A 14462-nucleotide genomic window follows, 5' to 3' on the forward strand; every position below is an offset into this window, starting at 1 on the left:
TTATCCATTCGGGAGAGAATTGAGTAGATGAGCAGCGCAGCACGCCTTTCCCCTTCCGCGCCGGGTCTGTCCGGCACGGGGGGGCATGATGACCGCAAGGTTCCCCCCGTGGCCGACATGGCACGGATCATCGGCCTGTCCATTCCGGTCGCCTGCATGCCCGACGTGGTGGCGAACACCGCCCTGCTGCATGGTTACGCCGACCTGGTCGGCAGCTTCGTGCTGCCCGATGACTGTGAACCTGCCTATGAGTACGTGCCATGACCATGCAGGGGCACAAGGCGGGTGCGGCCCTTGCGATCGCGGCGGATGTGCGTGCAGGCCACCGCAGCGCGGTATCGGTCGTGACGGATGTGATTGCGGATATCGAAGCCCGTGACACCCGCTTTAACAGCGTCACCCGCATCCTTGGCCCCGCCGCCGTGGCGCAGGCCGAGGAAGTGGACAAGGCCATTGCCGCCGGCCGCGACCCCGGCCCGCTGGCGGGCGTGCCCTTTGGGGTGAAGGACCTGTTTGACGTCCGGGGCGAGGTGACCACGGCGGGGTCCATCGTGCTGCGCGACAACCTGCCCGCCACGCGGGACGCGGTTGTTGTCGAACGCCTGCGGGCCGCTGGCGCGGTGCCGGTCGCGACCCTGAACATGGATGAATTCGCCTACGGCTTTTCCACCGAAAACGCCCATACCGGCACAACACGCAACCCGCATGACACCGCGCGCCTGGCCGGTGGCTCATCGGGTGGGTCGGCAGCGTCGGTCGCGGCGGGCCTGCTGCCGTTCACGCTGGGGTCGGACACCAACGGGTCCATCCGCATCCCGTCCTCCCTGTGCGGGGTGTGGGGGCTGAAGCCGACCTACGGGCAGATGCCGCTGGGCGGTGTCTATCCGTTCGTGGCCAGTCTGGATGTGGTTGGTCCCATGGCCGACACGGTGGAGGACCTGCGGGCGGTCTATGCCATCATGGCTGGTGGCGCCCCAGTGGGCGAACCCGATATGGGTGATGTGCGTGTCGCCCGCCTTGGCGGCTGGTTTGCAGACAATATCAGCACGGAACTGCGCGCGGGCATTGACGCCGTCATGGCGCATCTGGGCCAGGACCGTGTGATCGAACTGCCGGAAGTCGCCCGTGCGCGGGCTTCGGCCTTCCTGATCAGTGCGGCGGAAGGGGGCAACCTGCACCTGCCGCGCCTGCGGCGGCGGTCCATGCAGTATGATCCCGCGACACGCGGGCGGCTTATGGCCGGGGCCATGCTGCCTGCGGCGACATTCGTGCAGGCGCAGCGTTTCCGTCGCTGGTTCCGTGACCATGTGCATGCCGCCCTCGCCCAGGCCGATGTGCTGGTGGCCCCCACCACGGTGGGTGTTGCGCCGCGCATTGACCAGCCTTCCATCGTGGTGGACGGCAAAACGGTGTCCGCCCGTGCCAATCTTGGCATCTTCACGCAGCCGGTCAGCCTTGCCGGCCTGCCGGTGCTGGCGGCCCCGCTGGCGGTGGATGGCCTGCCGCTGGGCATCCAGTTGATCGGCGCGCCGGGGGGGGAAGCGAAGCTGTTTGCCGTCGCAGCCGAACTGCAGCGCGCGGGACTTGCGGCCTGCCGCCCCCTTGAGGCTGGATACGCACGGAAGGACAGCTGATGCTGAATACGCCGCGTTCATGCCGGGGGATGGTCACATCCCCCCACCACCTGGCCAGCCAGGCCGGCCTTGACGTGCTCAAGGCCGGTGGCACCGCGCTGGAGGCCGCCGTTGCGACCGCAGCGGCGCTGGCCGTGGTCTATCCGCACATGACCGGTATCGGCGGTGATGCGTTCTGGCTGACCATGTGGCCCGACGGGCGGGTGGAAACCATTGATGCCTGTGGCGCTGCGGCACAGAAGGCCGATGCCGCCTTTTACCATGCGGCGGGGCTGGATGCGATACCGTGGCGTGGGCCGCTGGCGGCCAATACCGTGGCGGGAACCGTATCGGGCTGGGATCTGGCGCTGTCATGGAGCCATGCGATGGCGCCCGCCCTGCCACTGGGCCGCGTATTGCGCGATGCGCTGTTCTATGCCGAGCAGGGCGCGCCCGTTACCGACAGCGCAGCCGGGATCACGGCTGCAAAAGCCGATGAACTGAAGGATCTGCCCGGTTTCGCGGATCTGTTCATGCCCGGCGGCAGGCTGCCGCAGCCCGGCGACATCCTGCACAACCCGCGCCTTGCAAATACGTTGCGGCAACTGGCGGATGAAGGTCTGTCGAGCTTCTATCACGGCAATGTCGCGCGCGAACTGGCCGCCGACCTGCATGACCTCGGCAGCCCGCTGACCCTTGCGGACCTGCAGGCGCACAAGGCCACCCACCAGCCTGCCCTGCATGCCCGCGTCAACGGGGCGGACCTGTATAACATGGCGCCCCCGACACAGGGCGTGGCGTCGCTGTTGATCCTTGCGCTGTTCGACCGGCTGAAGGCGGCGAAGGCGGATGATTTCGATTACCTGCACGGGCTGGTCGAGGCGACAAAACAGGCTTTCCGTTACCGCGATACCCATGTGGGCGATCCCGCCTACATGACCGTGCAGGCGCAGGACATCCTTGATGACCGCAGGGCGCTGGACCGCATGGCCGCCAGCATCGACCCCGACCGGGCGGCGCCGTGGCCATGGCCGTCACAGGCGGGCGATACGGTGTGGCTGGGCGTGATTGATTCCGACGGGCTGGCCGTCAGCATGATCCAGAGCCTGTATTTCGAATACGGATCGGGCATCGTGCTGCCGCGCACCGGCGTGGTCTGGCAGAACCGTGGCACCAGCTTCGGCCTTGACCCGCAGGGCTGGAATGGCCTGCGCCCCGGTCGCAAGCCGTTCCATACCCTCAACCCCGCCGGTGCCCGTTTCGATGACGGGCGCACCATGGTCTATGGCACCATGGGGGGCGAGGGACAGCCCCAGACACAGGCCGCCATCTTCACCCGTTATGCGCGCTACGGCATGGAACTGCAGGAAGCGGTGACCGCGCCGCGCTGGCTGCTGGGGCGTACATGGGGCGAAAGCAGCGTCAGCCTGAAATACGAAGACCGCTTTGATCCGGAAGTCATCGCCCGGATGCAGGCCGCGGGCCACCAGATGGAACGCGTCGCGCCGTTTTCTTCCACGATGGGCCATGCGGGCGCGCTGGTGCGCCACTCGTCCGGTCTGCTGGAAGGGGCGACCGACCCCCGCAGCGACGGGTGCGTCGCGGCATGGTGATACGGGCTGGCAATATGGATCATCCATCCGGTGCGCGTGCGGTCGCGCGCTGCACCGAACTGGGCCGCGCGCCGTATTCGGAAATGGAAGGCGGGCTGTTCCGCCCCTATCTCGGCCCATCCTACCGCGCCACCTGTGACCGGCTGGCGCAATGGATGTCTGATGCGGGCATGACCACGCGCATGGACGCGGCGGGCAACCTGGTCGGGCGGTATGAGGGGCTGGCACCCGATGCCCCGGTCGTATTGCTGGGATCGCATATCGACAGCGTGCGCGATGGCGGGTTCTTTGACGGGATGCTGGGCGTGGTGCTGGGCATTGAAACCGTGGCCCATTTCGCGCGACAGGGAAAACGCTTTCCCTTCGCGCTGGAAGTCGTGGGTTTCGGGGATGAGGAAGGATCACGCTTTCCTTCCGGCATGCTGACCTCCCACGCCGTGGCGGGCGTGCTGGAAACACCGGACCCGGCCATGTCTGACTGGGCGGGGACCGCGACGCTGGCCAGTGCGCTGGAAGGCTTCGGGCTGGAAGTGGGGCGCATGCATGCCGCGTCGCGCAAAGGCGATCCGGTCGTGGCCTATGTCGAGGCGCATATCGAACAGGGGCCGATGCTGGAAGCCGAAGGCCGCGCCCTTGGCGTGGTCAGCGCGATTGCGGCCCAGCACCGTTACCGCGTGACACTGCGCGGCATGGCGGGCCATGCGGGCACTGTGGCGATGACGCTGCGGCGCGATGCGCTGGCGGGGGCTGCGGACATCATCCTTGCCGTCGAACATGTGGGCCGCGCGGGAACGGACGGGCTGGTGGCGACCGTCGGGTCGCTGGATGTCATGCCGGGGGCGGCCAATGTCGTGCCGGGCGATGTGGTGTTCACCATTGATGTCCGCGCGGGGACAAATACCACGCGCGACCGTGCGGCGCGTGAAATCCTGGACATTGCCCGCGATGTCGCGGCCCGGCGCGGGCTGGGGATGGATGTGGCGCTGCAGCAGGATCTTGATGCGACACCGTGTGACCCGAAGCTTACGGACCTTATGGAACAGGCCGTGCGCGACGTGACCCATGCGCCGGCGCCCGTGCTGGTCAGCGGGGCGGGGCACGACGCCATGATCATGGCGCACCTGGCCCCGGTGTCCATGCTGTTCATCCGGTGCGCGGGCGGCATCAGCCACAACCCGGCGGAATCGGTGACCGATGCCGACACGGATGCCGCCCTGCGCGCGATGATTACCTTTATCGGACTTTTTGAAAGACACTTTGGATGACCCAGACCTTTTTCGGCCAGATCAATCCTCCTGCCCGTCTGCTGATGGGACCGGGGCCGGTCAATGCGCACCCGCGCGTGCTGCGGGCCATGGCGGCCGACATGTTGGGACAGTTCGACCCGGAAATGACCGCATACATGAACCAGACGATGGACCTGTACCGTCAGGTGTTCATGACCGGCAACCGCTGGACCTTCCTGGTCGATGGCACGGCGCGGGCGGGGATCGAGGCGGCGCTTGTCTCCCTTGTCGAACCGGGCATGAAGCTGCTGATCGTGCGCGCGGGCCGTTTCGGGCTGCTTCTGTCCGAAATCGCCGAGCGCATTGGTGCTGAAATCGTGACGCTGGACATTCCGTGGGGCGAGATCGCGACGCTGGAGCAGATCGAGGACGCGATCGTCACCCACCGCCCGCATGTGCTGGCATGCATCCATGGCGATACCTCCACCACCATTGCCCAGCCGCTGGATGGGGTGGGCGCGCTGTGCCGCAAGTATGACGTGCTGTCCTATGTCGACACCACCGCGACGCTGGGCGGGATGGAGGTCGCGACCGACCGCTGGGGCGTGGACGTGGTCAGCGGCGGCCTGCAGAAATGCATGGGCGGACCGCCGGGTTCGGCCCCCATCACCATTTCCGACCGCGCGGCGGAACACATCTTCGCCCGCCGCCATGTCGAGGCCGGGATCCGGGGCGCGGATACACATGACGGCACGCGGGCGCGCATTCCGTCCAACTATTTCGACCTGGCGATGGTCATGGATTACTGGTCTGAAAAGCGCCTGAACCACCATACCGAGGCGACGACCATGCTGTACGGCGCGCGTGAAGCCGCCCGCGTGGTGCTGGAAGAAGGGCTGCAGGCCCGCTTCGCCCGCCATGCCCGCGCATCGCGCGCGGTCTGTGCCGGGCTGCGCGCTATCGGGCTGGAGCTGTTTGGCGGCGATGAATACCGCATGACCAACGTGACCGGCGTGTACATTCCCAGGGGCGTGGATGGGGAAAAGGTGCGTGGCCGCATGCGCGAGGATTTCGAGATCGAGATCGGCTCCGCCTTCGGTCCGCTGCAGGGCAGGATCTGGCGCATCGGGGCGATGGGCTACAACGCGGAAAAGCACAAGGTGCTGCTGACCATCGGCGCGCTGGAAACCGTCCTGCGCCACGAAGGCCACGCCTTTGCCGCGGGCAGCGGTGTCGATGCCGCCCTTGCGGCCTATAACGCGTAAGAAAGGGGCTATGGCGTAATGTCTGGAACAGGTGTCTATCCCCGCGATCTGGTCGGCTATGGTGGTCACCCACCGGATGCGAAATGGCCGGGTGGCGCGCGGATCGCGGTACAGTTCGTCATCAATTACGAGGAGGGGGCCGAGAATTCGGTCCTGCATGGGGATCGCGGGTCGGAAGCCTTCCTGTCAGAAATGATCGGGGCGCAGTCGATTACCGGCGCGCGCGCGATTGCGATGGAAAGCCTGTACGAATACGGCTCGCGCGCCGGGTTCTGGCGGCTGCACCGCATCTTTACCCAGCGCAGGCAGAAGCTGACGGTATTTGGCGTGGCGGCGGCAATGGCGCGCAACCCGGCCGCCGTCGCGGCGATGAAGGAAGCAGGTTGGGAAATCGCATCCCACGGGCTGCGCTGGATTGATTACCAGCACGTGCCCGAAGCGGTGGAGCGCGCGCATATCCACGAATGCATCGCCCTGCATACGAAGCTGACCGGATCGCGCCCGCTGGGCTGGTACCAGGGGCGCACCAGCCCCAACACCGCCCGGCTGATCGCGGAGGAAGGCGGCTTTGTCTATGACGCGGATTCCTATGCCGATGACCTGCCGTATTATGACCGCGGCCATGGCCGTGCGCAGTTGATCGTGCCCTATACGCTGGATGTGAACGACATGCGGTTTGTGGCGATCAACGGCTTTACCGAAGGGGAGCAGTTCTTCACCTACCTGCGCGACACCTTCGATGAACTGTATGAGGAAGGGGCCGATAAACCGCGCATGATGTCGGTGGGCCTGCACTGCCGTGTGGCGGGCCGCCCGGGCCGTGCGCGGGCCGTGGCGCGTTTCCTTGATTACATCGCCACGCGCGAAAAGGTCTGGGTTGCGACCCGGCTGGATATCGCCCGGCACTGGCTGGCGGTGCACCCGGCATGACAGACGTGATGGACCGGGTCAATGGCGCTTCCGCCGTCAGGTTCGTGGAACTGTTCGGCCCGATATACGAACATTCCCCCTGGATTGCCCAGCGTGCTTATGCCCATCGTCCCTTTGCTGACATGGCGGCGATGCTGGCCGCCATGCGCCATGAACTGGACCGAGCGACGGAGGCGGAAAAGATGGCGCTGATCCGCGCCCACCCCGAACTGGCGCAGCGCATGGGGGTGGACCCGACGTTGACATCGGCTTCGGCGGCCGAGCAGGCCTCCGCCGGGCTGGACCGCCTGACACCGGAGGAATTCGCCACCTTCCGTGCCCTGAATGACGCCTATACCGCCAAATTCGGCATCCCGTTCATCATCTGCGTGCGGCGGTCGGACAAGGATGGCATCCTGAACGGGATGCGCGCCCGGCTGGAAAACACGCCCGGGGCCGAACAGCAGGCCGCCCTGCGGGAAATCAACAAGATTGCCGCCCTGCGCCTGGCGGACGTGCTGGCGCGGCTGGAGCAGGAAGCATGAGCACCCTTTCCACCCATGTCCTTGACCTTGTATCAGGCCAGCCTGCCGTGGGCATGGCGATCAGCCTGTGGGCGGGCCAGGACTGCCTGTTCCGTGGCATGACCAACGAAGATGGCCGCTGCCCGGAACTGGGCCAGCAGGCGGGGGATATGAAAGCCGGGGCCTACCGGCTGGAATTCAGCGTGGCGGATTATTTCCGCAGCCGTGATGTCGTGCTGTCGGACCCGCCATTCCTTGATGTCGTGCCCATCGCCTTTGGTATGGCGCAGGTGGCGCCGGGGGAAAGGGGGAGGCATTACCATGTGCCGCTTCTGGTCTCGCCCTACGGGTTTTCGACCTATCGCGGCAGTTAAGAGACTGTTTGAAAAGTCGGCTGATGATAGCGCTTTAAAATTAAAAGAAGTTTTTGGTGAAGCTTTTTGCAAAAAGCTTCGAAGAACGCCGCCTTTTTGAAAAACGGGGCACCCAGGAACTTTTCTTGCTTTTTTATCTATTCCCAAGAAAAAGGGTCGTGGCGTCTGCGCCGCCACGACCCTTTTCCGTATCCCGCGACAGGCTGGCTGCCGCGGGAAAAAACCGTATCAGACCAGTGCCTGCTTCAGCGCTGCGGTCAGTTCGGTCGTGGTGGCCTTGCCACCAAGGTCGCCCGTGCGCACGGCGCCCGAGGTGATGACCTTCTCGATGGCCTTGTCGATGCGGGTGGCCAGGTCCTGACGGCCCACATGCGCCAGCATCATGTTGGCGGCCAGCAGCAGCGAGGTCGGGTTGGCCTTGTTCTGGCCCGCGATGTCGGGCGCCGAACCATGCACGGCCTCGAACACCGCTGCCTTTTCACCAATGTTCGCACCCGGCGCCAGACCAAGCCCGCCAACCAGGCCAGCCGTCAGATCGGACAGGATATCGCCGAACAGGTTGGTGGTGACGATGCAGTCATACTGCCACGGGTCGGTTACAAGCTGCATGGCGCAGGCGTCGACAATGCGCTCGTTCACTTCCACGCGGCCTTCGTATTCCTTGGCGACCTTGCGGCCTTCTTCAAGGAACAGGCCGGTCAGCAGCTTCAGGATGTTGGCCTTGTGCACCAGGGTCACGCGCTTGCGGTTGTTCTTGACCGCGTATTCAAAGGCGTAGCGGACGATGCGGTTGCATTCCCTGCGCGTGGTGTAACCGGCGCTGGTGGCGATGGCGTGCGGGTCATCGCCATAGGGAATGTAGTTTTCCATCGCCGCGTAATACCCTTCGAGGTTTTCGCGGAAGATGACGAGGTTGATGTTCTCGAACCGGCCACCGGGCACGATCGTCTTGGTGGGGCGGACATTCGCGAACAGGCCGAACTCCTGGCGCAGTGTCACGTTGATGGACTTGAAGCCACCGCCAACGGGGGTCGTCAGCGGGCCTTTCAGCGCAAGGCCGGTGCGGCGGATGCTTTCGATCGTTTCCTTGGGCAGCGGGCTGCCGGTGGCGTCAAGGGCCGCAACACCGCCAAGCGCCTTTTCCCATTTGAAAGGGGCACCGACCGTATCCAGGATCTCGACAACGGACTGGACGATTTCAGGCCCGATTCCGTCACCCGGAATCAGGGTGGCGGGAATTGTTTTTTCTGTAGACATTCTCGAACGTCTCCCTTTGTGCTTGCTACTGAAAAGCGTTTCAGCATGCGCACCGGCTTGGCGGACCCGGTTCGTTGCCGGGTGCCCCGTCGGAACTGGTTAAAAGTCCTAGGCCCCCCAGCCGCGCGTGACAATCGGGCCACCGGGCCATGGCCATGGTTTTGCAGTCACATTATCCGGCGTTCAGCGGCGCGCATGCAACGCCAAGCCATGTGCGTTCCTGACTTCCCAGATATGGGGCGACCCTTTCAAAAACCCGTGCATGATAGGCATCCAGCCAGGCGATTTCATTGTGCTGCAGGCTGGCCACGTCAATCAGCCGCCGGTCGAACGGGGCCAGGGTCAGGACCTCGAATTCCAGGAAATCACGTCCCGCCTCCGCCGTGGGGGAAGGCTGGACCAGTTGCAGGTTTTCAAGGCGGATGCCGAATGCGCCGAGGCGGTAATAGCCCGGTTCGTTCGACAGGATCATGCCCGCATGCAGCTTCACGGGGCGGAACACGGGGGAAATGGTGGCCGGTCCCTCATGCACCGACAGGTAGCTGCCAATGCCGTGGCCGGTGCCGTGGTCATAATCCAGCCCGCCCTCCCACAGCGCTTGGCGGGCCAGGGCATCCAGCGCGTGTCCGGTCACGCCACGCGGAAAATGCGCGCGCGCCAGCGCGATATGCCCGCGCAGCACGCGGGTGAAGGCATCACGCACGTCCGCCCCCGGCATGTCCGGCCCGGTCCAGAGCGTGCGGGTGATATCGGTGGTGCCAAAGGGGTACTGGCCGCCACTGTCGATCAGGTAGACCTCGTTGGGTTGCAGCCTGCGGTCGGTTTCGGGCGTGACACGGTAATGGATGACCGCGCCATTCGGGCCGGAACCGGAAATGGCGGGAAAGCTTTCCTCCCGGTAATCAGGGCAGGCGGCGCGGAAGCGGTCAAGCTGTTCCGCCGCCGCCAGTTCCGTATTGTCGGTTGCGTTCTCATCCAGCCAGTGCAGGAAACGGCAGATGGCGATCCCGTCCAGCAGGTGGGCGCGACGGCTACCTTCCTGTTCGGTTGCATTCTTGGTCGCCTTGGGCAACAGGCAGGGATCGCCCTTGCGGATGACCGTGGCCCCGGCGTTCTCCAGCGTCTGGATGAACCATACGGCGTTGCTGGCCGGGTCCACCTGCACGCGCGCGCCGGACAGGGCGCGCAGGCTTTCTTCCAGTGCTGCAGGCGGTGCGATCGCGACATCATCCCCCAGCCATTGCCGCGTCGTGTCGGCAACCTTGGCCGGGTCGATCAGCAGCGTGACGCGCCCGGTCTCATGCACGATGGCGAAGGACAGGCTGAGCGGCGTGTATGGTACGTCACGACCCCGGATGTTCAGCAGCCATGCGATTGATGCCGGGTCACTCAGCACCAGCGCCGCATCGCCTGCATCGCGCAATCCGCCCGCAATGGCCGCGCGCTTGTCCCGGCTGGACTGCCCGGCCCATTCCTCGGGCTGCGGCACACACGGCGTGCAGGGGGCGGCGGGCCGGTCGGCCCAGATCCGGTCAACCGGGTTGGCGGGCAGGGCGACAAGGTCCAGGCCCGCATCGCCGAACGGGCGCAGCGCGCTTTCGCTGATCAGGCGCGGATCATAACCGATGCGGCAGGTCGCGCCATGCCGCGCCAGCCATGTGGCGGGCGGGACCTTGCTGATATGCAGCCGTTCCCATGCGCGGCCATCCACCTGCTGGTCCATCTGGGTGATGTAGCGGCCATCGGAAAAGACGGCGGCGCCATCCGGCAGCACCGCCGCCATCCCGGCGCTGCCGGTAAAGCCGGTCAGCCACGCCAGCCGTTCGGCGCAGGGGGCGACGTATTCCCCTAGGTGTTCATCCCCACGGGGCAGGATAAATCCGTCAACGCCCATCTGTTTCAGCACGGCGCGCAGCGCGTCGGGGCGGTTCGGGGCTGGGGGCATGGGCATATCCTTCGGGGTGTGGGATCAGGAAACGGACATGATGCGGTACAGGAACAGAAGGTCCATCCACCGCCCGTATTTCGTGCCGCATTCCGGCAGCAGGCCGCCATGCTGGAAGCCGAAGCGTTCATGCAGCTTGCGCGATGCGATGTTGGTGGAGGTGATGCCCGCGATCATGACATGCACATCCGCATCCTTCGCCCGGTCGCACAATGCCTGCAGCAGCGCGCTGCCAATGCCACGGCGCTTGTAGGCCGGGGCGATGTACAGCGAATGTTCGACCGTATGCCGGTAGCCCGAAAAGGGGCGGAACGTCTTCCAGCTGCTGTAGCCCGCCACGTGGCCGTCATCCGTTTCGGCCACCAGCACGGGAAACCCGCTGGCCTGGCTGGCATGCAGCCAGTCCAGCCGGGCGGCGATGGTGGTTTCGTGGGTTTCCCACATGGATGTGCTGTTGCGGATGGCGTGATTGACGATTTCGACAATGGCGGGAATATCCGCATCCGTCGCGTCACGGATCAGCAGGGACGCGGTATCAGCCATTGGGTTTGCGCAGGATCAGCGTGCCCCAGTCCCCTTCACGCAGGTGGCGTTCCAGCACCAGCCCGTGGCGGCGGTGGGCTGCCAGCACCATGCGCACCTGCGTATTCAGCAGCCCCGCGAGGATGGCGGTGCCACCGGGCAGCAGGTTGCGCGCAAGGTCGGCCGCCATGCTGCATAGCGGGCGGGCGAGGATGTTGGCGAAGACAAGGTCATAGGGCGCGTGGTGGCGGATGGCGGGCGTGGACCAGCCATTGCCAAGATGGCAGTCCACCAGGTTGGACAGCCCGTTCATGGCCGCGTTGCGGCGTGTCACGCGCACGGACCACGGGTCGATGTCGGTCGCCAGCACGCGTTTGTGCAGCAGGGCGGCGGCCGCCATGGCCAGGATGCCCGACCCGCAGCCAAGGTCGAGGATGCGCCGTGGCCTGCGATAGGCGACCATTTCCAGCGCGCGCAGGCAGCCACGGGTCGAGCCATGTTCCCCCGACCCGAAGGCGACGCCCGCATCCAGCGTGATGGTGATGCGCTGGGGGCTGGTGACGGGTTCAAGATGCGTGCCCCGGATGGCGAAGCGCCTGCCCGCAAGCTGTTCGGGAAAGGATTCGTAGGTGCGCGCCAGCCAGCCTTCGGATTCCGTATGGCTGCGTTCCAGCTCGGCATCCACGCCACTGGTCAGGCCCGCCACGATCAGGGCGGCGCGCAGTTCGTCCTCGCCGCTGCCGGTATCCTTGACGCCTTCGACGCGCCACAGGGTCTGGCTGTCATCGACTTCAAAGATGCCGATGGTGGTGCAGACGGTGGACAGGGCGGATTCATAGGCTTCGACCGCATCAGGCGGTACCGTGACCGATATGGTTTCCAGTTCTGTGGCGTGACGCCGGGGGGAAAGGCTCATCTATACCTGCTCAACAAATGTATCGATCACCCGCTTGGGGCCTGCTTTTTCAAACGCGACTTCCAGCCGGTTTCCCTCGACCGAGGTAATCGTGCCGTAGCCGAATTTCTGGTGGAATACACGCACGCCCACCTTCATCCCCGATGAGGCGGAGGTGGAGGGCGTGACATCATGCACCCGCCGGGACGCCACCAGCGGGAAGGGCGCGCTGCCAAACACGGCGGGGCGGCCAAGGAAGCTGCGCCGGCTGTTGGCGGTGTCGCCACGTGTCTCGATATGCTCGGCGGGCAGTTCCTCGACAAAGCGGCTGGGAATGGCGGACTGCCAGTTGCCGTATATGCGGCGGTTGGCGGCGTGGCTGATCGTGGCCAGCCTGCGCGCGCGCGTAATGCCGACATAGGCCAGGCGGCGTTCTTCCTCCAGCCCCTTCAGGCCGCCTTCATCCAGCGTGCGCTGGGACGGAAAGACGCCTTCCTCCCACCCCGGCAGGAACACGGTGTCGAATTCCAGCCCCTTGGCGCCATGCAGCGTCATGATGCTCATGCTGTCCTCGCCCGCCCTGTCCTCGGTATCCATGACGAGGGCGACATGTTCCAGGAACCCGCCAAGGTTTTCGTAATCCGCCAGCGAGCGCACCAGTTCCTTCAGGTTTTCCAGCCGTCCGGGCGCATCGGGGGATTTGTCGGCCTTCCACATGTCGATATACCCGCTGTCCTCCAGCAGGTGGTCGATGGCGACGACATGCCCCTCGCGTCCCAGCATGTCGCGCGTGGCGCCCAGCGTGCGCATGAGGGCGGCAAGCTGCTCCTTCGCCCGGCCCTTGATGTCGCCAGCGCCCAGCATTTCCAGCACGGCGGCGGTCAGCGGGATCTGGCGTTCACGGGCGTGCATGTGCATTTTCTGCAGCCCCGTCATCCCCACGCCCCGGCGCGGCACGTTGATGATGCGCTCGAACGCCAGGTCATCGGACGGCTGGTTGACCACGCGCATATAGGCGATGGCGTCGCGGATTTCGGCGCGTTCGTAAAAGCGCAGCCCGCCGACCACGCGGTAGGGCAGGCCAAGGGTGATCAGCCGTTCCTCGAACGCGCGGGTCTGGAAGCCGGCGCGGACAAGGATGGCGATCTCGCGCATCGGGTGGCCATCGGCGCGCAGGCGTTCGATCTCGGTGCCGACCATGCGGGCCTCGTCATCCGAATCCTGCACGGAAATCACGCGCACCTTCTCGCCTTCCGCATCCTCGCGGCCGGGATGCAGGGTCTTGCCCAGACGTTCCTCGTTATGCGCGATCAGGCCCGACGCGGCGCCAAGGATCTGCCGGGTGGAGCGGTAATTGCGTTCCAGCCGCACGACCTTCGCGCCGGGGAAGTCGCGTTCGAAGCGCAGGATGTTTTCCACTTCCGCCCCGCGCCATGAATAGATCGACTGGTCGTCATCGCCCACGCAGCAGATGTTCGATGGCTGCTGGTCCCGATGCGCCAGCAGCCGCAGCCACAGGTACTGGATGGTGTTGGTGTCCTGGTACTCGTCCACCAGGATGTAGCGGAAGAAACGGTGATACTGCGCCAGCACATCGGGATGCCTGCGCATGATTTCCGTCATGTGCAGCATGAGATCGCCAAAGTCGCAGGCGTTGAGCTGCTGCAGGCGCTGCTGGTAATCGGTATAGATCTCGGCGCAGCGCCCGTTGGCGAAATCCGTGTCCTCGGCCGCCGTGATCGCGTCGGGCACCAGCCCGCGATCCTTCCACCGCTGGATCACGCCCATGATGGCCTGTGGCGGCCAGCGCTTGGTGTCGATGCGGTAGGGTTCCAGCACCTGCTTGAGCAGGCGCAGCTGGTCATCGGTATCAAGGATGGTGAAGCTGCTGGTAAGCCCGACATATTCCGCATGGCGGCGCAGCATGCGCGCGCACAGGGCATGGAACGTGCCCAGCCACAGCCCTTCCGCCGGTTCACCCAGCAGGGCGCTGACGCGTTTACGCATTTCGCGCGCGGCCTTGTTGGTAAAGGTCACGGCAAGGATCTGGTTGGGCCGTGCCCGGCCCGACAGCAGGATATGCGCGAACCGCGTGGTCAGCACCCGCGTCTTGCCCGTGCCCGCGCCGGCAAGGACCAGCAGCGGGCCGTCCGTGGTCTCGATCGCGGCCCGCTGTTCGGGATTGAGGCGGTTCAGGTAATCCGGCACAGGGCCGGTGGGGATAAGGCTGTCCATGACATTATCTTCTATAGCAATCCCGTCGCCGGGTAACCAATGCTATCAATCATGGCGGGGGAAATGCGGTGGAGGGACAGGACA

Annotated in this window: 13 protein-coding genes; 8 read left to right on the forward strand and 5 right to left on the reverse strand. The window is 65.3% G+C overall.

The window, feature by feature from the left end; genetic code table 11:
- The first annotated feature begins 27 nt into the window (after window positions 1-27).
- From CFR76_RS08235 to uraH, 8 genes are read left to right on the forward strand one after another with little or no spacing between them, the layout of a single operon-like run.
- Window positions 28-264, forward strand: a complete 237-nt coding sequence (locus tag CFR76_RS08235; protein WP_110556696.1) for a DUF4089 domain-containing protein — start codon at window positions 28-30, stop codon at window positions 262-264.
- The gene (locus CFR76_RS08240; protein WP_110556697.1) at window positions 261-1634 is read left to right on the forward strand and encodes an AtzE family amidohydrolase; all 1374 of its coding nucleotides are present in this window, start codon (window positions 261-263) and stop codon (window positions 1632-1634) included. The genes CFR76_RS08235 and CFR76_RS08240 overlap by 4 nt, the downstream gene beginning before the upstream one ends.
- Complete coding sequence (locus CFR76_RS08245; protein WP_110556698.1) at window positions 1634-3226, forward strand: gamma-glutamyltransferase family protein; 1593 nt, start codon at window positions 1634-1636, stop codon at window positions 3224-3226. Before CFR76_RS08240 ends, CFR76_RS08245 begins: the two co-directional genes overlap by 1 nt.
- A complete protein-coding gene (locus CFR76_RS08250; RefSeq protein WP_110556741.1) occupies window positions 3220-4491 on the forward strand; it encodes an allantoate amidohydrolase in 1272 nt (423 codons plus the stop codon). Before CFR76_RS08245 ends, CFR76_RS08250 begins: the two co-directional genes overlap by 7 nt.
- Entirely contained in the window at window positions 4488-5717 is a 1230-nt protein-coding gene (locus tag CFR76_RS08255; protein ID WP_110556699.1) for a pyridoxal-phosphate-dependent aminotransferase family protein, read from the forward strand. The genes CFR76_RS08250 and CFR76_RS08255 overlap by 4 nt, the downstream gene beginning before the upstream one ends.
- Window positions 5718-5735: 18 nt before the next feature.
- On the forward strand, window positions 5736-6647 hold the full coding sequence (puuE, locus tag CFR76_RS08260; RefSeq protein ID WP_110556700.1) for an allantoinase PuuE: 912 nt from the start codon (window positions 5736-5738) through the stop codon (window positions 6645-6647).
- An 8-nt stretch (window positions 6648-6655) separates the two neighbouring features.
- Complete coding sequence (gene uraD / locus CFR76_RS08265; protein ID WP_110556701.1) at window positions 6656-7171, forward strand: 2-oxo-4-hydroxy-4-carboxy-5-ureidoimidazoline decarboxylase; 516 nt, start codon at window positions 6656-6658, stop codon at window positions 7169-7171.
- The gene (gene uraH, locus CFR76_RS08270) at window positions 7168-7524 is read left to right on the forward strand and encodes a hydroxyisourate hydrolase (protein ID WP_110556702.1); all 357 of its coding nucleotides are present in this window, start codon (window positions 7168-7170) and stop codon (window positions 7522-7524) included. Before uraD ends, uraH begins: the two co-directional genes overlap by 4 nt.
- Before the next feature lie 228 nt (window positions 7525-7752).
- Here the strand turns inward: uraH and CFR76_RS08280 are convergent, their stop codons facing one another.
- The 5 genes from CFR76_RS08280 to CFR76_RS08300 form a co-directional block, all read right to left on the reverse strand.
- Entirely contained in the window at window positions 7753-8781 is a 1029-nt protein-coding gene (locus CFR76_RS08280) for an isocitrate/isopropylmalate dehydrogenase family protein (protein ID WP_025437686.1), read from the reverse strand.
- A gap of 172 nt (window positions 8782-8953) precedes the next feature.
- A complete protein-coding gene (locus CFR76_RS08285) occupies window positions 8954-10726 on the reverse strand; it encodes an aminopeptidase P family protein (RefSeq protein WP_208623954.1) in 1773 nt (590 codons plus the stop codon).
- A 24-nt stretch (window positions 10727-10750) separates the two neighbouring features.
- Entirely contained in the window at window positions 10751-11269 is a 519-nt protein-coding gene (locus CFR76_RS08290; protein WP_110556705.1) for a GNAT family N-acetyltransferase, read from the reverse strand.
- Window positions 11262-12164, reverse strand: a complete 903-nt coding sequence (locus CFR76_RS08295; RefSeq protein ID WP_110556706.1) for a 50S ribosomal protein L11 methyltransferase — start codon at window positions 12162-12164, stop codon at window positions 11262-11264. Before CFR76_RS08295 ends, CFR76_RS08290 begins: the two co-directional genes overlap by 8 nt.
- A complete protein-coding gene (locus tag CFR76_RS08300) occupies window positions 12165-14378 on the reverse strand; it encodes an ATP-dependent helicase (RefSeq protein ID WP_110556707.1) in 2214 nt (737 codons plus the stop codon).
- Window positions 14379-14462: the final 84 nt, after the last annotated feature.

This window comes from Komagataeibacter swingsii (genome assembly GCF_003207895.1).
Lineage (GTDB): Bacteria > Pseudomonadota > Alphaproteobacteria > Acetobacterales > Acetobacteraceae > Komagataeibacter > Komagataeibacter swingsii.